Source organism: Mesorhizobium sp. NZP2077, assembly GCF_013170805.1.
GTDB lineage: Bacteria > Pseudomonadota > Alphaproteobacteria > Rhizobiales > Rhizobiaceae > Mesorhizobium.
The window spans coordinates 3,479,703-3,499,561 of record NZ_CP051293.1 but is presented as its reverse complement, the minus strand read 5'-3'; the positions used below and the strand labels follow the sequence as shown (position 1 = coordinate 3,499,561).

The following is a 19,859-nucleotide window of genomic DNA, read 5'->3' as shown; positions in this document are numbered from 1 at the left end:
GGCCGAGGCGATCAAGCCGATCAGATCGCCACCTGAGTGCCGATTTCTACCACACGCCCGGTCGGGATCTGGAAATATTCGGTTGCATCGGCGGCCGTGCGTGCCAGGCCGATGAACAGCTTGTCCTGCCACACCGGCATGCCGGAATTGGGCGATGCCTTGAGCGAGCGCCGCGACAGGAAGAACGACGTCGTCATGATGTCGAACTTCCAGCCCTGCTTGCGGCAGATCGCCAAAGCGCGCGGAATGTTGGGCTGTTCCATGTAGCCGAAGGTCAAAGTCACCCGCATGAACAGCTCGTTGACCGTCTCCATCTTGACCCGCTCGCTGTCCGGCACCACCGGCTGCGGCGCGGTCACCACCGAAAGGATTACGTTCTGCTCATGCAGCACCTTGTAGTGCTTGAGGCTGTGCATCAGAGCGGTTGGCGCGCTGAGCGGATCGCTGGTCAGGAACACCGCGGTGCCGGACACCAGCTGCGGCTTCTTCTTCAAGAGATTGGCGGCGAGGAAATCGAGCGGGATCTCGTTGCGGCGGGTCTTGTCGAACAGATAGCGGCTGCCGCGCACCCAGGTCCACATGCCCAGAACGATGGTGAAGGCCACCGCAAGCGAAGCCCAGCCACCTTCGAACACTTTGACGATGTTGGAGGCAAAGAAGCCGACGTCGATGAAGGCAAACAGTGCGGTCAGTGGGATCGCCACCCCCAGCTTCCATTTCCAGATGCGGGTCATCACGACATAGAGCAGCACCGTCGTCACCAACATGTTGCCGGTCACCGAGATGCCGTAAGCGGAGGCGAGCTTGCTGGACTCGCCGAAGCCGACCACCAGCATCATCACCACCAGCGCCAGCAACAGGTTGACACGCGGCATGTAGATCTGTCCGGACTGTCTTTCCGACGTGTGCAGGATTTCCAACCGCGGCAGCATGTTGAGCTGCACCGCCTGCCTGGTCAGCGAGAAGGCACCCGAAATCACCGCCTGGCTGGCAATGACCGTCGCGGCGGTAGCCAGCACGACCATGGGAATCAGAGCCCAACCCTCGTTCATTTCGAAGAACGGATGGCCGACGATGCCGTTCTTGGCCAGCACGAAGGCGCCCTGCCCGGCATAGTTGAGCAGCAGACAGGGAAATACGATCGCCAGCCAGGCCAGCACGATCGGCTTGCGGCCGAAATGGCCGAGATCGGCATAGAGCGCTTCCGCACCGGTCACGGCGAGAAAGACTGCGCCGACCGTGACGAAGGCTACGTCCGGCGAATGGATCAGGAAGGCGACGATATAGTGCGGGCTGATCGCGAGCAGGATTTCCGGATCGTTGATGATATGTTTCAGGCCGGAAAGACCGATCGCCAGGAACCAGACCGCGGTTACCGGGCCGAACACCAGCCCCACCCCGCCCGTGCCGAAACGTTGCACCGCGAAAACCATGGCGAGGATGACCAGGGTCAGCGGCACCACGTAAGGCTGGAAAGCAGGCGTAACGACATTCATGCCCTCGACCGCCGAAAGCACTGAAATCGCCGGTGTAATGACCGCATCGCCGAAAAACAGCGAGGCGCCGACGATACCGATGCCCAAAATCACCGCTGAACGCTTCGGGAAACTGCCGCGTGCCAGCGCCATCAGCGACAGCACGCCGCCCTCGCCGCGGTTGTCGGCGCGAAGCACGAACATGATGTATTTTATCGTAACGGTGATCGTCAGCGACCAGATGATCAACGACAGCACGCCGAGGATATCGCCGCGATCCGCGACGGTGCCGTGGGACGACGCCACCAGCGCCTCGCGAAAGGCATAGATCGGGCTAGTGCCGATATCTCCATAGACAACGCCGAGCGCGCCCAGCATCAGCACCTTGGTGCTATGCTGTTCAATCTCCGGATGGCTCGACAGTTCGACGGGTTCTGCCTCACTACCAGCATTGGCAAGGGCCATGGACGACACTCCGATAAGCGCGCGGTGCTCTACGCTTGCTGCAATGCAATATCAAGTGCCGTCGCGTGATGGCTCCCATGCCGGCAACGCTAGGCTCCTTGGGAAATGGCCTGTAAATCCAATGGTTGCGGGCTGAATTCGCGGCTGCAGGGGCATGGCGGGCGCTCAATAATACCTGCCTTATCTGCTTTAAATAGCGACTTGTGTACCGATTTCCACAACACGTCCGGTCGGGATCTGGAAATATTCGGTCGCATCGGCCGCGGTGCGCGCCAGGCCGATGAACAGCCGATCCTGCCACACCGGCATGCCGGAATTCGGCGAGGCCTTGAGCGAGCGCCGCGACAGGAAGAACGACGTCGTCATGATGTCGAACTTCCAGCCCTGCTTGCGGCAGATCGCCAAAGCGCGCGGAATGTTGGGCTGTTCCATGTAGCCGAAGGTCAGTGTCACCCGCATGAACAGCTCGTTGACCGTCTCCATCTTGACCCGCTCGCTGTCGGGCACCACCGGCTGCGGCGCCGTCACCACCGAAAGGATGACGTTCTGCTCATGCAGCACCTTGTAGTGCTTCAGGCTGTGCATCAGCGCTGTCGGCGCGCTGAGTGGATCGCTGGTCAGGAACACCGCTGTGCCAGATACCAGGTGCGGCTTCTTCTTCAGGAGATTGGCGGCGAGGAAATCGAGCGGAATCTCGTTGCGGCGGGTCTTGTCGAAGAGATAGCGGGTGCCGCGTATCCAGGTCCCCATGATCAGCCCCATCAGGCAGGCAACCGTGATCGACACCCAGCCGCCTTCGAAGATCTTCACGATGTTTGCCAGGAAGAAGCCGCTGTCGATGATACCGAACAGCAAGGTCAGCGGCAGGGCGACCGCCAGTGTCCATTTCCAGAGCTTGCGCATGACAACGAACAGCAGGATCGTCGTCATCAGCATTTCGCCGGTCACCGAGATGCCGTAGGCGGAAGCCAGCGAACTCGAGCTGCCGAAACCGACGACCAGCAGCATCACCCCCAGGGCGACGAGCAGGTTGACGCGGGGCATGTAGATCTGGCCGTGTTGCATTTCGGACGTATGCTGCACCTCGATGCGTGGCAGAAGGTTGAGCTGCACCGCCTGGCGGGTCAACGAAAAAGCACCTGATATGACTGCCTGGCTGGCGATGACGGTCGCGGCCGTCGCCAGTCCCACCATCGGCATCAGCGCCCAGTCAGGCAGCATCTGGAAGAATGGATTGGTCGGCCGCCCGCCATTGGCCAGCACAAAGGCACCTTGCCCGAAATAGTTGAGCAGCAGGCAAGGGAAAACCATGGAAAACCACGCCAGCACGATGGGCTTGCGTCCAAAATGGCCGAGATCGACATAGAGCGCCTCGGCCCCGGTTACCGCCAGGAACACCGCACCGACAGTGACAAAGGCGGCCGTGGGCGTGCTGACGAGATAGGCGACCGCGTAATACGGATTGATGGCCAGCAGGATCGATGGATCGTCCATCAGGTGATAGAGCCCCGCGACGCCGATAGCCAGGAACCACAGCGCGGTCACCGGGCCGAACACCGCCGCCACCTTCCCCGTGCCGAAGCGTTGCACCGAGAACAGGATGGCCAGGATGACCAGCGTAATCGGCACGACGTAAGCGTCCAGTGTCGGGGTCACCACCCTGAGGCCCTCGACCGCCGACAGCACGGAGATGGCCGGGGTTATGATCGAATCGCCGAAAAACAGTGCCGCGCCGCAAAGGCCGATCGCCAGGATGAGTCGCGCGCCTTTGGGATAGGCGCTGCGCGCCAGCGACATCAGGGACAACGTACCGCCTTCGCCCTTGTTGTCGGCCCGAAGCACGAAGGCGACATATTTTATGGTCACGATGATCGTCAGCGCCCAGACGATCAGCGACAGCACGCCAAGCACATGAACGCGCGCATCGATACCGGGCGAAGCGTGAAGCGCCTCACGGAAGGCATAGATCGGGCTGGTGCCGATATCGCCATAGACAACGCCGAGCGCACCCAGCATCAGCACCTTGGTGCTGTGCTGCTCCGCCCCGGAATGGCTTGATTGCTCGACGGTTTCGGCCTCGCTACCACGACTGGCAAGGTCCATGGACCACCCCCCGACAAGCGCGCGGTGCTTCACGCATGCTGCGATGCGATCTCAATTGCACGCTATGGCTGCCATACCTGCAAGGCGAAGCTCTGCCCCTACCAGCCGCAGGCTCTGAGAAACCGTCCCACCGTTCCGGCCATGCCATACTCCAACGCGTCGGCTGTCAACCCATGTCCGATCGACACTTCGGCCAATGCCGCGATGCGCTTCGCCAAGGCAGGCAGATTGTCCACCGTCAGATCGTGCCCGGCATTGACCTGGAGGCCGGCCGCGAACGCCGCGTCGGCTGTTTTCCCCAGTCTTTCCAGCTCCTTGGCCGCCTTTTCGGAATCGGAATGATAGCTGCCATAGGGACCGGTATAGAGTTCAATCCGGTCGGCGCCGGTATCGCGCGCGGCGGCCATGCCGGCAGGATCGGCGTCTGAAAACAGCGAGACCCTGAAACCACCTTTCTTCAAGCGCCTGACGATCGGCGTCAGGAACGCCGCATCGGTGACGAAGTTCCAGCCATGGTCGGAGGTTGCCTGTGCCGGATCATCGGGAACCAGCGTCACCTGTTCGGGCTGGTGCTTTTCCACAAGCGCCAGGAAATCCTCGCTCGGGTAGCCCTCGATGTTGAATTCAGCCTTCGGGAACTCGTCGTCGATCAGCGCCCTGATCTCGGGTACGTCGGAATGCCGTGTGTGACGTTCGTCGGGACGCGGGTGGACGGTCAGCCCATGCGCTCCGGCGGCAAGGGCAAGCCGGCCGACACCGATCACGCTCGGCCATGGCAGGTCACGGCGGTTGCGCAGCATGGCGATGGCGTTGAGGTTGACGGAAAGCTTTGCAGGCATGGGCTGGCGTCCGTGAAATCAGGCGGTTAGGGCACGCCACTGTTCGGCCGCGGCGCGCTTGAGACCGGGCATCTATAGCGCCTTTGGCGGGAACAGATAGGGGTTTCGGGTGTTCCAGAAGACCAACACTGTTCCGCAAAAGGAGGCACCAACCGTGAATTTCCTGCAATCCGTGCCGGCGATCCGTCGCATAGACACCGGTCGCGACGACCTGTTCGCCATCGATGTGGTCGGTCATGTCTCGGCGGCCGATGCAGAAAACCTGTTCGGCCTGCTGGAAGCGGCCTACGCGCTCCATCAGCGAATCGACGTGGCCGTGCGCATGGTCGATCACGATGGCGTCGACTGGACCGACATCTCCGACGAAACCCTCAAAGAGGGCGCCGTCCACGCATTGGAACATATAGGCCGTTGCGCGGCGATCGGGACGCCGGACTGGACGCCGGACGCACGGCACGCTTTGCCCAAGTCCTCGCCCATCGAATTCCGCCATTTCAAGGCCGAGGACGAAGCCGAGGCTTGGGAATGGTTCGGCGTCCAGCCGCTCAGCGCGCCATGACGACTCTGGCCGCCATGCCTTATCTGACGATCGTCAACCGCTCGGCGGCCCGCGTGATCGCGGTATAGAGCCAGCGCTGGCGGGTTTCCTTGAAGGCCCAGCTTTCGTCGAACAGCACGATTTCGTTCCACTGCGAACCCTGCGCCTTGTGCACGGTCAGCGCATAGCCATAGTCGAAATCATCAAAACGCTTCTTCTGCTGCCAGGGGATGTCGGCGTCCGGATCCTCGAACGCCGCCTTGAGTAGCTTGATCTTGGCGACGCCGCGATCCGGATCGTCCTCTTCCGGCGACACCAGCAGGTTGATGCCCGGCTTTACCGTCTCTCGCGACGAGGTCATCACCCTCCACAGCGAGCCGTTGAGCAGTCCCTTGGCTGGATCGTTGCGCAGGCAGACAAGCTTATCGCCGGCTTGCGGATAGTCGGCGTTGAAGCCTTTGAGCTCGCGCAGGCGCTGGTTGTAGCGGCGGCGCGTGCGGTTGGTGCCGACCAGCACCTGGTCCGCCTTGAGCACCAGTTCCTGGGTGACATCTTCCTTGCCGATCACCTGCGCCGTGCCATAGTCGCCGCGCATGAATTCGCGGCCTTCGCGCACATCGAGCGCCAGCCGCAGGATCGGATTGTCACGTGCCTGCCGGTGGATTTCGGTGAGCAGGAAATCCGGTTCGTGATCGGTAAAGAAGCCGCCGCCTGAAATCGGCGGCAATTGGCCGGGGTCGCCGAGCACCAGGATCGGCGTGCCGAAACTCATCAGGTCGCTGCCAAGCTGCTCGTCGACCATCGAGCATTCGTCGATGACCACCAGCTTGGCGCGCGAAATCGGACTCTGCCGGTTGAGCGAAAAGGTCGGCGACATCGAAGTCTTGCCGGTCACCTCGTTCTCCACCGATTCCTCGCCCTTCGGCCTATAGATCAGCGAATGGATGGTGCGCGCGTTAACCGCCCCCTTGGAGCGCAGCACTTGTGCTGCCTTGCCGGTGAAGGCGGCGAACTGCACCTGGCCGTCGACATGGTCGGCGAAATAGCGCGCCAACGTCGTCTTGCCGGTGCCGGCATAGCCGAACAACCGGAAAAGCTGCGGCTGGCCGGCCTGCAGCCAGCGGGCGACCGCTTGCAGCGCCTCGTCCTGTTGGGGAGAGAATTCCATCAGTGCGACAGACCGGATTCGCAAGCGAAAGACAAGACAGTCGCCTGTCGACTGCCGTCAGTGACGCACCGAGCGCCGCCGACGGTTCAGGCTATCAGGCGCATACAAGAACGTAAAGAGAACAAACGCAGGCACCTGGTTGATCGCTCCTGTCAGCCGAGCGCGATCAGGGCTGTGCCGGCGAAGGCGAGCACCGCCCCGGCCCAGGCCGGCGCCGGCGGCCTGTAGCCGCTGCGCAGCCACACCATCGGCAACACCAGCACTGGCGAGAGCGACGACAATGTCGAGACGATGCCGACCTTTCCGCCGGCCAGCGCGGCCATGATGAGCGACATGCCCATGCCGGTGCCGATCAGTGCGCCGCAAATGCCGATGCCGAGCGTTCGCGCCGACGGCCGGGGTCGCTTGGCAACGCTGCGCAGGGGGACCAGCACCAGCAGCAGGAACAACACGGCCGACACCCCCGTCCGGATCGCCATCGCCGTGAACGGATTGACGCCCGATGCCATGACCGGGCGCGCCACCAGGGCGCCAGCCGCCTGCCCTAGCGCCGCGACCAGTCCAAAGGCAAGACCGACAGGCAAGGTCATCTGCTTTGCCGGCAGCACCGCCGTCTCGATCGGTGGTGTCGGGAAAATGCCTTCCGGCTGAACCTTGGCTGGGCGCCCGAACAGGATGGCCAGCACAATGCCGGCGATAACCAGCGCCACGCCAGCCAGTTTGACGGGACCGACCGTCTCGCCCAGGAAAAAATAGCCCATGACCAGGGCAAAGGGCGAGGTCAGCGAGAACACCAGCAACGCCAGGCGCGGCCCGAGTGCGAATATCGACGAGATGTAGGCCGATGAGGCAATGAAGATCCCGAACACGCCGGAAGCGGCAAGGTAGCCCATCTGCCATGCCTGCAGCCCGGCCCAGCCGCCCAGCACTGTTGCCGCGATTGTAGTGGCGACAGTCACCGCAAGCGTCTGCAAGCGGGTCAGGGTCAAGGCGTCGATGCGGCCGACCAGTTCACCAGCCAGCATGCCGCTCGTTGCGATGCAGAGCGCCGCGCCGATCGAGAGAATTTCCGACAGGTACATTCAGTCTCTCTTGGGTGGAGGGGCGGCTTTTCGGGCGAGATGGTTGCCATCGTTCAGGCGGGCGTGAGGATTTGAACGGTCCGAAAAATGTCAGCCTGATCAGGCGGATTGGAACTCAGGATCGTTTTCCAGCAGGATTGGCTTGCCATGCGGCGTGGCATGCGCGGCGCGTTCCCAGGCTTCAGTCATCGCATCGACATCGGGCCTGGCGGCCAACCCCTTTGAGGCAAGCAGCCCTTCCAGCGCCGCCAGCCAATGCTCGTAATAGTCATGGCCGTCGGCTGCCGCACCCGGCTTCTTCACCTCTGCCGACAAGGCCTCCGCCCATTCGCCCCACGAGAACAGGCCCTTGTCGTGCAGCGCCACGGTCATGGCGAATGCTTCGGCCTGCCAAGGCTCGGCGAAGACAGGCGCATCCGGGCCCGCGGGCAAATCGGCGGCGGTCGCTTTCGCTTCAGGCCGGCTCAAGATAGCTCTCCCAGGCATCGATCGAAACGGTCAGCGTCGGATCGGCGCCCTCGCCCCAGATCTTCGTACCGTCGAAAACCACCGTATAGACCCATTGCGGGTTTTCGCCTTGGCCATGCGCATTGGTGTCGGGAAAGACGAAACCGTCGCGCACCGCCTCGATCGTGCCCCGCTTGTCGCGCGCGTAGCGCGGCAGCCTGGTGTGGCCGGTCGGATTGAAGTTTTTGGTTCGCACGGAATCGCCGGCCTTGAACCGCGCCGGCTCCGCCATCGGCCGGTCGCAAGGGCCGCCCTTGGCCAGCACGGCAGGCACATTTTCCGCATTGAGCACCCGTTTCGGGGTCGCCGCAGCATCGATCGCCTCGCCCGCCTCGAGATCGCGTTCGCTGACGAAACCATGGCGCTTGAGCAGAGTCTCCAGCGCCTTGATCCATATCTGGTAGTAGCTGGAGCCATAGTAATCGGCAGGGTGCAGCGATTCCCGCGCATGCCGGCTCTCATCGATGGTCCAGGCGCCCATCGCGCTGGCGCAGAGCGTCACACCGAGCGCCCGCCGCTCCCATGGGGCGTGGAAATAGGGCTCGTCCTTTTCGGGCGCGACCAGGCCGAATCCCATCTGTCCGCCAAGATCCTGCGGCCCGTTCATGCCGGCTCCCCCTTCATTCCGGTGCCTGGGCCAGCGCGGTGCCGATCATGGCATCTCTGCTCACCAGTTCGGCCAGCCGCTCCTCGCTCCAGCCTTCGGTGCTGTCCGGCCGCATCGGCACCACGAGATAACGCAGTTCCGCCGTCGAATCCCAGACGCGTATCTTGGTGGCGGCCGGCAGCGTCAGCCCGAATTCTTCGAGCACGCCGCGCGGATCGATCACCGCGCGCGACCGATAGGGCGGCGCCTTGTACCAGACCGGCGGCAGGCCGAGCACCGACCACGGATAGCAGGAGCACAGCGTGCAGACGACGAGGTTGTGCGTATCCCCCGTATTGAACACCGCCTGCATGTGCTCGCCCTGCCGGCCGGTGTAGGAGAGCGATTCGATCGCTGCCGTAGCGTCGCGCTTGAGCCAGTCCGCATAGGCAGGATCGCTCCAGGCCTTGGCCACCACCATGGCGCCGTTGCGCGGGCCGATCTTGGTCTCGTAGGTGTCGACGATGACGTCGATCGCCGCCGGATCGATCAGCCCCTTGCGGGTCAGGATGGTCTCCAGCGCGCGCACGCGCGCCGCAAAAGGATCGAGCTCGTTGTCGTGGTCATGATCATGGGACATGGCCACAAATTACGGCTCTGCTCTGCCGGCCGCAAGCACGACAGCTTGGGCCAGCTTCTATCCTCGCCGTGTCAGCCTGTCATTCAGCTGCGGTCTTTTGCGCGTCTGCCGGGATGTCGTCATTGGTGCCGAACAGCGAAGGCTGGTCGCCACTCTCCTTGACCACCTGCGGTTTGGCCTTGCCCCTCGACCACAGTCCGACCAGCCAGCCCGAGAAATTCTCCATGTAGACGTAGATCACCGGTGTCACGAACAGCGTCAGCGCCTGCGAAGCCAGCAGGCCGCCGACGACGGCAACGCCCAGCGGCTGGCGCAGTTCGGCGCTGGCGCCGGTGCCGAGCGCGATCGGGAATGTACCCATCAGCGCGGCCAGCGTCGTCATCATGATCGGCCTGAAGCGCATCAGGCAGGCCTTGTGGATGGAGTCCTTGGCGGACATGCCTTCTCGTCGCAATTCGAGCGCGACGTCGACCATCATGATGCCGTTCTTCTTGACGATGCCGATCAGCATCAGAATGCCGATCACTGCGATGACGGACAGGTCCATGCCGGCGAAGCGCAAGGCAACGACCGCGCCCAGCACCGCCGACGGCAGCCCGGTGAGAATGGTGAGCGGGTGGATGAAGCTCTCGTACAGAATGCCGAGCACGATATAGATGGTCAGGATCGCGCCACCGACCAGCAAGCCCTGGTTCGCCAGCGAATCCTGGAAGGTCTTGGCCGTGCCGGCAAAGCTGGTCGAGATCGCCGTCGGCATGCCGATCTGCTCTTTGAGCGCGTTGATGCGCGTGACGCTGTCGCCGAGCGCGACGCCCTGCGGCAGATTGTAGGAGATGGTCACGGCCGGAAGCTGGCCGAGCTGGTTAACCGTCAAGGCGCCGGCCGTGCGATCGACCCGGGCGAAGGCACCGAGCGGAACCAGAGAGCCGCTCGCCGTCCTCATCTGGATGGCGAGCATCCGCTCGGGCGACCACTCGATCTTGGGATCGAGCTCGGTGATGACTTCGTAGCTGTCGGCCGAACCGAAGATCGTCGAGACCTGGTCGGTGCCGAACCCGCCATAGAGGGCTGAGCGCAGCGTGCCGGTATCGATGCCGATCTGGGCGGCCTTGTCACGATCAATGATCAGCGATGCCTGCAGGGCATTGTTCTGCAGGTCGCTGGTGACGTCGGTGAAGGTCGTATGGTCGGCCGCCATCGCGTCATTCAGTTTCTGCGCCCATTGGTCGGTCAGGCCGGTATCGAGGCCCTGCACCACGAGCTGGTAGGCGCTGGCCGACGATCGCGAGCCGAGCCGCAGATTCTGCACCGGCTGCATGTAGGTCTCGATGCCCGCCACGCCAGCCAATTGCTTGCGCAGATCCGCCTGCACCTTCTCGATGTCGGGTCGCTGGCTCTTGTCCTTCAACTGCACATAGAGCTGGCCCTGGTTCAATGCATTGTTGCCGCTGCCTGCCGACCAGGCCACATGCGCAACATAGGGCGAATGGGAAAAGACGCTTGCGACCTGCCCCTGCAGCTTGGCCATGGCGTCAAAGGAAATGTCCTGGCGCGCGATGGTCGTCACCGAGATCTGGCTGAGATCCTCCTGCGGAAAGAAGCCCTTCGGCGAGATTTCGATCAGCCACACCGATGCTGCCGCGGTGCCGACAAAGACGAGGAACACCAGGAAGGTATGCCGCAGGCAGAATGTCAGAACCCGGTCGTAGCTGCGTGTAACGAAATCCTGTTTGTGACCAGGGCCATGCTTGTCGCGATCGGCCTTGGTCACCGACAGCAGCCGCGAACACAGCATCGGCGTCAGCGTCAGCGAGACGAACATCGAGGCGAGGATGGCGACCGTCACCACGACGGCGAACTCGTTGAAGATGCGCCCGATGACACCACCCATCAAAAGCACGGGGATGAACACGGCCACCAGCGAAATCGAGATCGAGATGATGGTGAAGCCGATTTCGCGCGCGCCCTTCAGCGATGCATCGAAGGCCGACAACCCATCTTCCTCCATGTGGCGGAAGATGTTTTCCAGCATGACGATGGCATCGTCGACGACGAGGCCCACGGCGAGCGTCAGGCCCATCAGCGATATGTTGTCGATGGAAAAGCCGAACAGGAACATCGCACCGAGCGTGGCAATCAGCGAGATTGGCACCGCCACGGCCGGGATGATGGTCGCCGTCACCCGGCGCAGGAACACGAAGATCACCATCACCACCAGCGCGATGGTCAACAGCAGTGTGAACTGCACATCGTTGACGGCCTGGCGGATGGAGGTCGAACGGTCGTTGAGCAGCTTGATCTGGGCGTCTCCCGGCATCTGGTCCTGGAAGGACGGCAGCATCGCCTTGACCTTGTCGACGACGTCGACGGTGTTGGCGTCGGGCTGGCGCTGCACCGCCATGATGATCGCGCGCGTGCCGTCATACCAGCTCGCCGTTGTCGTGGTCTGCACCGAATCGACAACGCGGGTCACCTCGCCCAACCGCACCGGATGGCCGTTCTTGGTGGCGATGATGAGGTTTGAGAAGCCGGCGGCGTTGGTCAGCTGGGTGTTGGCGGTGATGGTCAGCTGCTGCTTGTTGTTTTGAAGAACACCGAGTGGCGTATTGCTGTTGGCCGATGAGACCGCCGCCTGCAACTGATCGATCGAGATGCCGCGCGCGGCAAGCGCCGTCGGATCGATCTGGATGCGCACGGCATATTTCTGCTGACCGAAGATCGAGACCTGCGCCACGCCATCGATGGTCGACAACGACGGCGAGATGACGTTTTCGGCGAAAGCATCGAGATCGGTAAGCGGAACTGTATCGCTGACCAGCGACATCAACAGGATCGGCGCGTCGGCGGGATTGACCTTGCGGTAGCTCGGCGGTGACGTCATCTGCGGCGGCAGCGATTTCTGCGTGCGCGCGATCGCCGCCTGCACATCCGCGGCCGCGGCGTCGATGTCGCGGTTGAGCACAAACTGGATGGCGATGGAGGTCTGGCCGAGAGAATTGGTGGTCGAGATCGAATCGATGCCGGCGATGGTCGCGAACTGCTTGATCAGCGGCGTCGCCACCGATGTCGCCATGGTTTCCGGCGAGGCGCCCGGCAGCGAAGCCGACACGTTGACCACCGGGAATTCGGCGCTGGGCAGTGCCGCCACGGGCAGGAATTTGTAGGCGAACAACCCACCCAGCACGAGGGCGAACGACATCAGAAGGGTCGCGACGGGCCTGCGGATGCAGAATTCGGAGATCATTGGGCCGCCTCGCCCGTGTTGGTCGCCTGAGCCACCTTGGGTGTAGCCGCGGCGCCCTCATGTACGGCGGCGCCGTTCTTCAGCCTCGTCTGGCCTTCCGTGACCACTTTCTCACCCGCCTTCACACCCTGGCTGATGGCACTGTTTTGGCCTTCGGTCAGCGCCACCTGCACGGGCCGTAGCTCGACCGTGTTGTCCGACTTCACCACATAGACGAAAGGCCCTTTCTGGCTGGGCTGCACCGCGACGGTGGGGACGGAAGTCATCTGCGGCATGACGCCGGCGTCGAGCACGACATTCACATACTGGCCGGGCCACAACGAAAGATCGGCATTCGGAATGCTTGCCCGCGTCGCGATCGTACCGGACGCGGTGTCGACACTGGAATCGACGAAATCGAGCGCGCCCTTGCCGATCGCCGTCGGGTCGCCATCCTTGGTCAGGGTCACGGCCCCCTGCTGCGGGTTTGCGAGCGCCTTATGCAACAGCGCCAGATTGCTTTCCGGCAGATTGAAGTTGACCTGCAACGGATCCATCTGGGTGATCGTCACCAGCGGGGTTGCCGTGCTGCTGTTGCCATTGCTGACGGTGACGAGATCGCCGACAGCGACATTGACGGCGCCCAGCCTGCCGGCGATCGGCGCCGTTATGGTGGCAAAACTGAGCTGGACATTGTCGGCGTCGATCGTCGCCTTGTCGGCATCGACGGTCGCGGCTGCCGCCTTCTGCGCGGCTACGGCCTGGTCGTAGGTCTGCTGGGTGCCGGCCTGCTTGGCGACAAGGTCCTTGGCGCGCTGGAGATCGGAATTCGAACTGGCAAGCATCGCCTGGTCCTTGGCGAGCGTCGCCTGGTCCTTGGCGAGTTGCGCCTTCTGCGAGCGGTCGTCGAGCGAGAACAGCACATCACCGGCCTTCACCATCTGGCCGTCCTTGACGTCGATCGACACGATCTGGCTTGAGGCCCGCGCGTTGATGTTTACCACTGCCGGAGAGGATACGAAGCCGATGGCGTAGCGCCGGATCGGGAAGTCGGCCGTCGTTGCCGTCGCGGAGACGATTGAGGCCGAACGGGCGCCATTGCCACCCCCTTGCTTGCCCCCCGTTGCCGGCTTGTCGGTTGCCGGCTTGTCCGTTGCCGCGACCTGCTTCGCGCCGATCATCTGCTGAACCTTGCCCAGCGTATCAGGAGACAGATAAAGCCAGGCCGCGCCCGCGCAGGCGACCGCTAGCAATGAAAGAATGGCTTTTCCACGTATCGTCAAGGTGCCTCTCCGTCCGACACGCCGTTGCCAGGTGGTCGTATTCTAGCGCAACTCACAGCTCATTGCCGCGATTTCGCCGAATAGATAGGACACGCGTTTGTCGGAAAAGGGCCAAAACACGGCATTACGAAGATTTAATGTGCACTGCACAATGGATAGGCAGCCGGCTATGGTCGTGGGCCGAAGCCTGTCGCGGGTCCCAAAAACTGGGCTTTAAGCCTTGCCCAGATGCTTCGGCCAGAATTCCTGATGGACTTCGGCGGCTTCGTCTTCAAGATTCGGGCCAATTACAGTGACGATGCGCGCGCCGGTTTGCAGCACCGCCCGGCTCGGCACGTTCAACCCGATCCCAGCGATCTCGCCAAGCCGCGCTTCGGAGCACGCAAACACCATACGCCCGATGCCCGACCAGTAAATCGCCCCGGAGCACATCGCGCATGGCTCCGTGCTGGTATAGAGCGTGCAGTCAGCGAGAAAAGCATTGTCGTAGTGTTGTGCCGCCAGTTTAACCAGGTTCATTTCGGCGTGGTTGGTCATATCGTGACCGGTGAAGACGCTGTTTTCGGCGCGCAGGATGACTTCGCCGTCCTTCACCAGCACCGATCCAAATGGTTCGTCGCCGCGTTCCATCGCGGATTTCGAGAGCGCAATCGCCTCACGTAAAAACGGCTCGTGGCTTTCCATAAGAGACTCCTCCCAAAGAAGCTAAGCGGGATGATCTTGTCTTGAAGCAGACGGATTTCCAAGGGGCTGCAAATCAGATTCAAGTCTGTGATCTGCTTCTGGCTCTAATCAATGAGACCTGAGCCTAGCGCAGCATCGGCCACAGCGTTGCGGCCAGCAGCACGCCCATGGCGATGGTGAACCATTTCAGCCGTACCGGATCCGAGAGGAATCCACGCAGCGCCGTGCCGAATCCCGCCCATATCGAGACACTCGGCAGGTTGACGACGGCGAAGGCGACCGAGATCAGCGCCACAGAGATGAAGGGGTGATCGGGGTTCGTGTAGACAGCCATGGCGGTAATCGCCATCACCCAGGCCTTGGGATTGACCCACTGAAACGCCGCCGCGTCGATGAAGCGCATCGGCCGCGCTTCCGCCTCACCCTTGCCGCTCAATGAGCGCGACATGGCGATCTTCCAGGCGAGATAGAGCAGATAGGCGGCGCCGGCGATCTTGAGGGCGTTGTGCAGCGCCGGAAACGCCGTCAGCACGGCGCCAAGCCCGAAGCCGACGGCGAGCAACAGGACGAGAAAGCCGATGCTGATGCCCAGCATGTGCGGTATCGTCCTGGCGATGCCGAAATTGACGCCGGAGGCCAGCAGCATGAGGTTGTTCGGCCCCGGCGTGATCGAGGTCACGAAGGCATAGACGAGCAGTGCGAGGAATGCGTCGAGTGACATCGGGTCCACAAGGTCAGTAATGCTGACTTAAATCGACCGGGCGCCGGACGCAAATTCAATCCTTTGGTCCAGCGGCCGCCTCGCGACTTCAGCCGCGATGCCGTCATCTGCCGTGAGACGGCGCCGGCAACCGGTTGTGGGCGGCGGGCATGGTCTGCTCCTTGCCGCGCAGGCGGCGCAACCCCTTCCGCTTGGGGGTGTTCTCCGGAAGTTTTACGCCGTGGGCGAGACCGAGGCCGGCAAGAACCCGGATGAAGATCCAGCCAAGGTCGATCTGTCCCTGTTCGAGGCCGAGCCGCGCGGATTCGGGAAATGCGTGATGATTGCCGTGAAAGCTCTCGCCGAAGGTCACCAATCCGAAACGCGGCAGATTGTAACCCTGCACCGCCACGCCATCGACGCACCATCCCTGGTCGCCGCCCCGATGCGCGAAATGCCCGACCAGCCAATGTCCGGTGAGGGACATGGAAACGCGCACGGCAATGCCCCAGACCACCCAGCTCCAGCCACCAACCAGCAGGAATAAGATGGCCCATGGCAGCTGCTGCAGCATCCATGTGCGCTCGAGGAATTTGTAGAACCGGTCATTCCTGATCGACCGCTCGATGACGAAATCAGGCGGATTGCGCAAGGCAACCGCGCAATGCATCTGCCAGAAGGCATCGGTGAAGAAAGGCCGGCGGTGGGCATGCAGGTCGTGGCAGTCCGTCTGTCGCTGCGCCCAATCGCGGATATCGTGCGCATAGATCATGCCGAACGGGCCGGCCATGCCGACCAGCACGCCGAGATAGACCAGCGCATGTTCGATCCAGATATGAACCTTGAACGAGCGATGGATGAGCAGGCGATGCATGCCGACGGAATGCCCGGCGCAGATCGTCACCGCTGTCATCACCACGAACAGCGCAAAGGCGCTCCAGTTGAAGGTGAGTCGTCCGAACACGATGGCGATAACCGTCATTGCGCCGACCCAGAACGACTTGGCCGGCATCCAGACGACCCTGCCATCGCGCGCGTCGCTGTCTTCTCGTGAAATCATTCTGCCCGTGGATATGGTCTTCATCGGGAACCCCTCCTCGCATGAACATTTTCCGAACCACAGCCTTGCCTTTTGACGCCTCGCGCCGTATTTAGGCAATAAGCTAATCATCTATTATGCCAGATTAGGTATTTAGGCAATAGTCTAAATAATGGCCGGAAAATGCCGACGGGCGTCTCGATGACGCCTGCGATTACGAGGTACGAAGTGGTCGAGAAAACAGAGCAGGCATCGGAGGCTGAAGCCGGCATCGGCGCCAGCGGCGCGATCCAGCGCGTCTTCGAGGCGCTGTCCTCCGCCCCCCGGCGCAGGATCCTGGCCTATCTTGCGCACTCGTCGCTAACGGCAGGCGAGATCGCAGCGCGCTTCGACATGTCGAAGCCGTCGATCTCGCAGCATCTGAACATTCTGGAGACGGCCGGCCTCATCGCCAGGGAGCGGCAGGGACAGTTCATCCACTACTCGCTGGTCGAGAACAATCTGGTGAACACGCTGAACGGCTTCGTTCAGGATGTCTGCCCCGTATCGCGTCCGCTAAAAAGGGAAAGCAAGGAGCTGGCCACCGGCAAGCTCGACGCCAAGCCGACAAACTCCGGCAACTGATATTCGCAGGCGTTTGACCGGATAAATTCGGGCGATCAGTCTCGGCGACGGCGATACTTCAGCGCCCAAAGAAACCAACCCAAGAGGGGAATGGATAGGGCGTAGATCAAGACCCACTTCCTGAATGTGTCTGGATCATCTGCATAGGCGACCCATTCAACGGTTCGTCCGACCAGGACTGTTATCGTCGCCCAGGCATGGGCAAGCACCCAAATCGAGAATGCGATCATGGCGTACATCATCACATGTATCGCCAGTTCTTGTCGCGGGGTCATGCGCCACCAAGTCTCAAATCGCCTTTCGAATCTCCTAGCCCGACCGTGATTGCGGAACTTTAAATTCGCATAAATTCCTACATCGCCTGCGGGCCGCGGTTCAAAGCCGCCACGCCGGTGCGGCAGATTTCGACCAGGCCGAGCGGCTTCATGATGGCGATGAACTGGTCGATCTTGGTGCCCTTGCCGGTGATCTCGAAGATGAAATGCTTGGTGTTGGCGTCGATGACGCTGGCGCGGAACGCGTCCGCCAGCCGCAACGCCTCGACGCGGGCTTCGCCGGTGCCGGCAACCTTGACCAGCGCCAGTTCCCGCTCCAGCGGCCGCTCCTGGCCGGATTCATGCGAGCGCACGGTCAAGTCGACCACGCGGTGCACCGGCACGATGCGCTCGAGCTGATGCTTTATCTGCTCCAGCACATGCGGCGTGCCGCGCGTCACGATGGTGATGCGCGACAGATGCTTTTCATGCTCGGTCTCGGAAACGGTAAGGCTCTCGATGTTGTAGCCGCGCCCTGAAAACAGGCCGATGACCCGGGCGAGCACGCCCGGCTCGTTGTCGACCAGCACGGAGAGCGTGTGGTTCTCCGGCTTCTCGGTTTCCTTGGCGATGAAATAGGCCGAACCGGTCGGTTGTAGCTGTGCGTTCATGACATGAATCTCGATTTCAAACTCTTGATCTAACTCTCTGTTCCCGCACGGCTTCTCGCGACAGCCCTGCCTCGGCTTGCCGGCTACACCAGTTCCCTGCCCTTGGCGTCGATGGCATTCGCCACCGCCTCGTCAGTTGCCTCGTCCGGCAACAGCATCTCGTTATGCGCCTTGCCCGACGGGATCATCGGGAAGCAATTGGCGAGGTTCGCCACGCGGCAATCGAACAGCACCGGCTTCTTGACCGAGATCATCTCCTTGATGGCGTCGTCCAGCTCGTCCGGCTTCTCGCAGCGTATGCCATGGCCACCATAGGCCTCGGCCAGCTTGACGAAGTCCGGCATCGCTTCGGTGTAGGAATGCGACAACCGGTTGCCGTGCAGCAGTTGCTGCCACTGCCGCACCATGCCCATATACTGGTTGTTGAGGATGAAGATCTTGATCGGCGCATTGTGCTGCACCGCGGCACTCATCTCCTGCATCGTCATCTGCACCGAGGCATCGCCGGCGATGTCGATGACCAGCGCGTCGGGATGCGCGATCTGCACGCCGAGTGCCGCCGGCAGGCCGTAGCCCATCGTGCCCAGCCCGCCCGATGTCATCCACCGGTTCGGCTTCTCGAAATGATAGTGCTGCGCCGCCCACATCTGGTGCTGGCCGACCTCGGTGGTGATGTAGGTGTCCATGCCCTTGGTCAGTTCGTAGAGCCGCTGGATGGCGTATTGCGGCATGATCACGTCGTGGTTCATCTTGTAGGCGAGTGAATCGCGACCGCGCCACTTGGCGATCTGCTCCCACCAGGGGTAGAGCGCCTTCTTGTCGGCCTTGGCGCTTGCCCGCCACAGCCGCACCATATCCTCCAGCACCCGGCCGACATCGCCGATGATCGGCACTTCGGTGTGCACGTTCTTGTTGATCGACGACGGATCGATATCGATGTGGATCTTGCGCGAGTTAGGCGAGAACGCCGTCAGTCGGCCAGTGATGCGGTCGTCGAAGCGTGCGCCGATGCAGATCATCACGTCGCAATCATGCATGGCCATGTTGGCTTCGTAGGTGCCGTGCATGCCCAGCATGCCCATCCAATTCTTGCCCGATGCCGGATAGGCGCCGAGGCCCATCAGCGTCGAGGTGATCGGGAAACCGGTGAGATCGACCAGTTCGCGCAGCAGATGGCTCGCTTCCGGACCTGAATTGATGACGCCGCCGCCCGAATAGATGATCGGCTTCTTGGCGCCGGCCATCAGCTCGACCGCTACCTTGATCTTCTCCAGGTCGCCCTGGACCTTGGGCTGATAGCTGGTGCGCGGCGCGATCTGCGGCGGGACATAAAATCCCTTGGCGAACTGCACATCCTTCGGAATGTCGACCACCACCGGACCGGGACGGCCGGTCGTGGCGACATGGAAGGCTTCGTGGATGGTCGCGGCGAGCTCGTTGACGTCCTTCACCAGCCAGTTGTGCTTGGTGCAGGGCCGCGTAATACCGACCGTGTCGCATTCCTGGAAGGCGTCGGAGCCAATCAGAGAGGTCGGCACCTGCCCGGTCAGGCAGACCAGCGGGATCGAATCCATCAGCGCGTCCTGCAGCGGCGTCACAGCATTGGTGGCGCCGGGGCCGGAGGTCACCAGCATGACGCCGGCCTTGCCGGTCGAGCGCGCATAGCCCTCGGCCGCGTGGCCCGCGCCCTGCTCGTGGCGCACCAGAATGTGCTCGACCTCGTCCTGCTGGAATATCTCGTCATAGATCGGAAGGACGGCGCCGCCCGGATAGCCGAAGACATGCTTGACGCCATTGTCCTTCAGCGCCTGCACCACCATTTCGGCGCCCGTCATTTCGCGCCGCTCACTCTGTCCGTTGCTCATCGGTCTGGTCCCGTACTGTCGCCATCTGGGCGTTGCCATTTGGGTGTTGTTGGTCGTTTAGTCGTGTTTCAGGCAATAAAAAAGGCCCCCGAGGGAGCCTGTGTGTTGCGCAT

The 19,859-nt window shown here is 62.2% G+C and carries 17 protein-coding genes; 2 read left to right on the top strand and 15 right to left on the bottom strand.

Annotated elements, in window-relative coordinates:
- Positions 1-20: 20 nt before the first annotated feature.
- The 3 genes from HGP13_RS17285 to HGP13_RS17275 all read right to left on the bottom strand — a co-directional run bounded on the left by HGP13_RS17285 (position 21) and on the right by HGP13_RS17275 (position 4,882).
- Complete coding sequence (locus HGP13_RS17285) at positions 21-1,940, bottom strand: potassium transporter Kup (protein WP_172227566.1); 1,920 nt, start codon at positions 1,938-1,940, stop codon at positions 21-23.
- 189 nt (positions 1,941-2,129) lie between these two features.
- Positions 2,130-4,043 carry a potassium transporter Kup gene (locus HGP13_RS17280; protein WP_172227564.1) on the bottom strand — a complete coding sequence of 638 codons (1,914 nt, stop codon included), beginning with the start codon at positions 4,041-4,043 and terminating at the stop codon, positions 2,130-2,132.
- A 98-nt stretch (positions 4,044-4,141) separates the two neighbouring features.
- Positions 4,142-4,882 (bottom strand): pyridoxine 5'-phosphate synthase, encoded by a 741-nt coding sequence (locus tag HGP13_RS17275; protein WP_172227562.1) that lies wholly within the window; start codon positions 4,880-4,882, stop codon positions 4,142-4,144.
- A 154-nt stretch (positions 4,883-5,036) separates the two neighbouring features.
- Between HGP13_RS17275 and HGP13_RS17270 the strand changes: the two genes are divergently transcribed.
- Entirely contained in the window at positions 5,037-5,441 is a 405-nt protein-coding gene (locus tag HGP13_RS17270; RefSeq protein WP_172227560.1) for an STAS/SEC14 domain-containing protein, read from the top strand.
- Positions 5,442-5,460: 19 nt separating this feature from the next.
- On the opposite strand, the gene HGP13_RS17265 is transcribed toward HGP13_RS17270, so the two are convergent.
- The 10 genes from HGP13_RS17265 to HGP13_RS17220 all read right to left on the bottom strand — a co-directional run bounded on the left by HGP13_RS17265 (position 5,461) and on the right by HGP13_RS17220 (position 16,377).
- A complete protein-coding gene (locus tag HGP13_RS17265) occupies positions 5,461-6,588 on the bottom strand; it encodes an ATP-dependent RecD-like DNA helicase (RefSeq protein WP_172227558.1) in 1,128 nt (375 codons plus the stop codon).
- A 152-nt stretch (positions 6,589-6,740) separates the two neighbouring features.
- Positions 6,741-7,670, bottom strand: coding sequence for a DMT family transporter (locus tag HGP13_RS17260; protein ID WP_172227556.1), 930 nt, complete (start codon positions 7,668-7,670; stop codon positions 6,741-6,743).
- Positions 7,671-7,769: 99 nt separating this feature from the next.
- Entirely contained in the window at positions 7,770-8,138 is a 369-nt protein-coding gene (locus HGP13_RS17255) for a nitrile hydratase accessory protein (protein WP_172227554.1), read from the bottom strand.
- On the bottom strand, positions 8,125-8,784 hold the full coding sequence (gene nthB / locus HGP13_RS17250) for a nitrile hydratase subunit beta (protein WP_172227552.1): 660 nt from the start codon (positions 8,782-8,784) through the stop codon (positions 8,125-8,127). The genes HGP13_RS17255 and nthB overlap by 14 nt, the downstream gene beginning before the upstream one ends.
- A gap of 13 nt (positions 8,785-8,797) precedes the next feature.
- Entirely contained in the window at positions 8,798-9,403 is a 606-nt protein-coding gene (nthA, locus tag HGP13_RS17245; RefSeq protein ID WP_172227550.1) for a nitrile hydratase subunit alpha, read from the bottom strand.
- Between the two features lie 79 nt (positions 9,404-9,482).
- Entirely contained in the window at positions 9,483-12,647 is a 3,165-nt protein-coding gene (locus HGP13_RS17240) for an efflux RND transporter permease subunit (protein WP_172227548.1), read from the bottom strand.
- Positions 12,644-13,903 (bottom strand): efflux RND transporter periplasmic adaptor subunit, encoded by a 1,260-nt coding sequence (locus HGP13_RS17235; RefSeq protein WP_172234753.1) that lies wholly within the window; start codon positions 13,901-13,903, stop codon positions 12,644-12,646. The genes HGP13_RS17240 and HGP13_RS17235 overlap by 4 nt, the downstream gene beginning before the upstream one ends.
- 219 nt (positions 13,904-14,122) lie before the next feature.
- Positions 14,123-14,593, bottom strand: a complete 471-nt coding sequence (locus HGP13_RS17230; protein ID WP_172227546.1) for a nucleoside deaminase — start codon at positions 14,591-14,593, stop codon at positions 14,123-14,125.
- Between the two features lie 124 nt (positions 14,594-14,717).
- Positions 14,718-15,314 (bottom strand): LysE family translocator, encoded by a 597-nt coding sequence (locus HGP13_RS17225; RefSeq protein ID WP_172227544.1) that lies wholly within the window; start codon positions 15,312-15,314, stop codon positions 14,718-14,720.
- 103 nt (positions 15,315-15,417) lie between these two features.
- Positions 15,418-16,377 (bottom strand): acyl-CoA desaturase, encoded by a 960-nt coding sequence (locus HGP13_RS17220; RefSeq protein WP_172227542.1) that lies wholly within the window; start codon positions 16,375-16,377, stop codon positions 15,418-15,420.
- Between the two features lie 183 nt (positions 16,378-16,560).
- Here HGP13_RS17220 and HGP13_RS17215 point away from each other — a divergent pair, with 183 nt between their 5' ends.
- Entirely contained in the window at positions 16,561-16,956 is a 396-nt protein-coding gene (locus tag HGP13_RS17215) for a metalloregulator ArsR/SmtB family transcription factor (protein WP_246707415.1), read from the top strand.
- 352 nt (positions 16,957-17,308) lie between these two features.
- Here HGP13_RS17215 and ilvN read toward each other — a convergent pair whose 3' ends face one another.
- Positions 17,309-17,881: an acetolactate synthase small subunit gene (gene ilvN, locus HGP13_RS17210; protein WP_172227540.1), complete on the bottom strand. Its 573-nt coding sequence runs from the start codon at positions 17,879-17,881 to the stop codon at positions 17,309-17,311.
- Positions 17,882-17,964: 83 nt separating this feature from the next.
- Positions 17,965-19,746 carry an acetolactate synthase 3 large subunit gene (locus tag HGP13_RS17205; protein WP_172227538.1) on the bottom strand — a complete coding sequence of 594 codons (1,782 nt, stop codon included), beginning with the start codon at positions 19,744-19,746 and terminating at the stop codon, positions 17,965-17,967.
- Positions 19,747-19,859: the final 113 nt, after the last annotated feature.

Excerpts from the sequence above, each read along its gene's own strand:
- HGP13_RS17285 (WP_172227566.1), bottom strand. The coding sequence starts at position 1,940 with ATGGCCCTTGCCAATGCTGGTAGTGAGGCAGAACCCGTCGAACTGTCG.
- HGP13_RS17280 (WP_172227564.1), bottom strand. The coding sequence starts at position 4,043 with ATGGACCTTGCCAGTCGTGGTAGCGAGGCCGAAACCGTCGAGCAATCA.
- HGP13_RS17275 (WP_172227562.1), bottom strand. The coding sequence starts at position 4,882 with ATGCCTGCAAAGCTTTCCGTCAACCTCAACGCCATCGCCATGCTGCGC.
- HGP13_RS17265 (WP_172227558.1), bottom strand. The coding sequence starts at position 6,588 with ATGGAATTCTCTCCCCAACAGGACGAGGCGCTGCAAGCGGTCGCCCGC.
- HGP13_RS17260 (WP_172227556.1), bottom strand. The coding sequence starts at position 7,670 with ATGTACCTGTCGGAAATTCTCTCGATCGGCGCGGCGCTCTGCATCGCA.
- nthB (WP_172227552.1), bottom strand. The coding sequence starts at position 8,784 with ATGAACGGGCCGCAGGATCTTGGCGGACAGATGGGATTCGGCCTGGTC.
- nthA (WP_172227550.1), bottom strand. The coding sequence starts at position 9,403 with ATGTCCCATGATCATGACCACGACAACGAGCTCGATCCTTTTGCGGCG.
- HGP13_RS17240 (WP_172227548.1), bottom strand. The coding sequence starts at position 12,647 with ATGATCTCCGAATTCTGCATCCGCAGGCCCGTCGCGACCCTTCTGATG.
- HGP13_RS17230 (WP_172227546.1), bottom strand. The coding sequence starts at position 14,593 with ATGGAAAGCCACGAGCCGTTTTTACGTGAGGCGATTGCGCTCTCGAAA.
- HGP13_RS17225 (WP_172227544.1), bottom strand. The coding sequence starts at position 15,314 with ATGTCACTCGACGCATTCCTCGCACTGCTCGTCTATGCCTTCGTGACC.
- HGP13_RS17220 (WP_172227542.1), bottom strand. The coding sequence starts at position 16,377 with ATGAAGACCATATCCACGGGCAGAATGATTTCACGAGAAGACAGCGAC.
- ilvN (WP_172227540.1), bottom strand. The coding sequence starts at position 17,881 with ATGAACGCACAGCTACAACCGACCGGTTCGGCCTATTTCATCGCCAAG.
- HGP13_RS17205 (WP_172227538.1), bottom strand. The coding sequence starts at position 19,746 with ATGAGCAACGGACAGAGTGAGCGGCGCGAAATGACGGGCGCCGAAATG.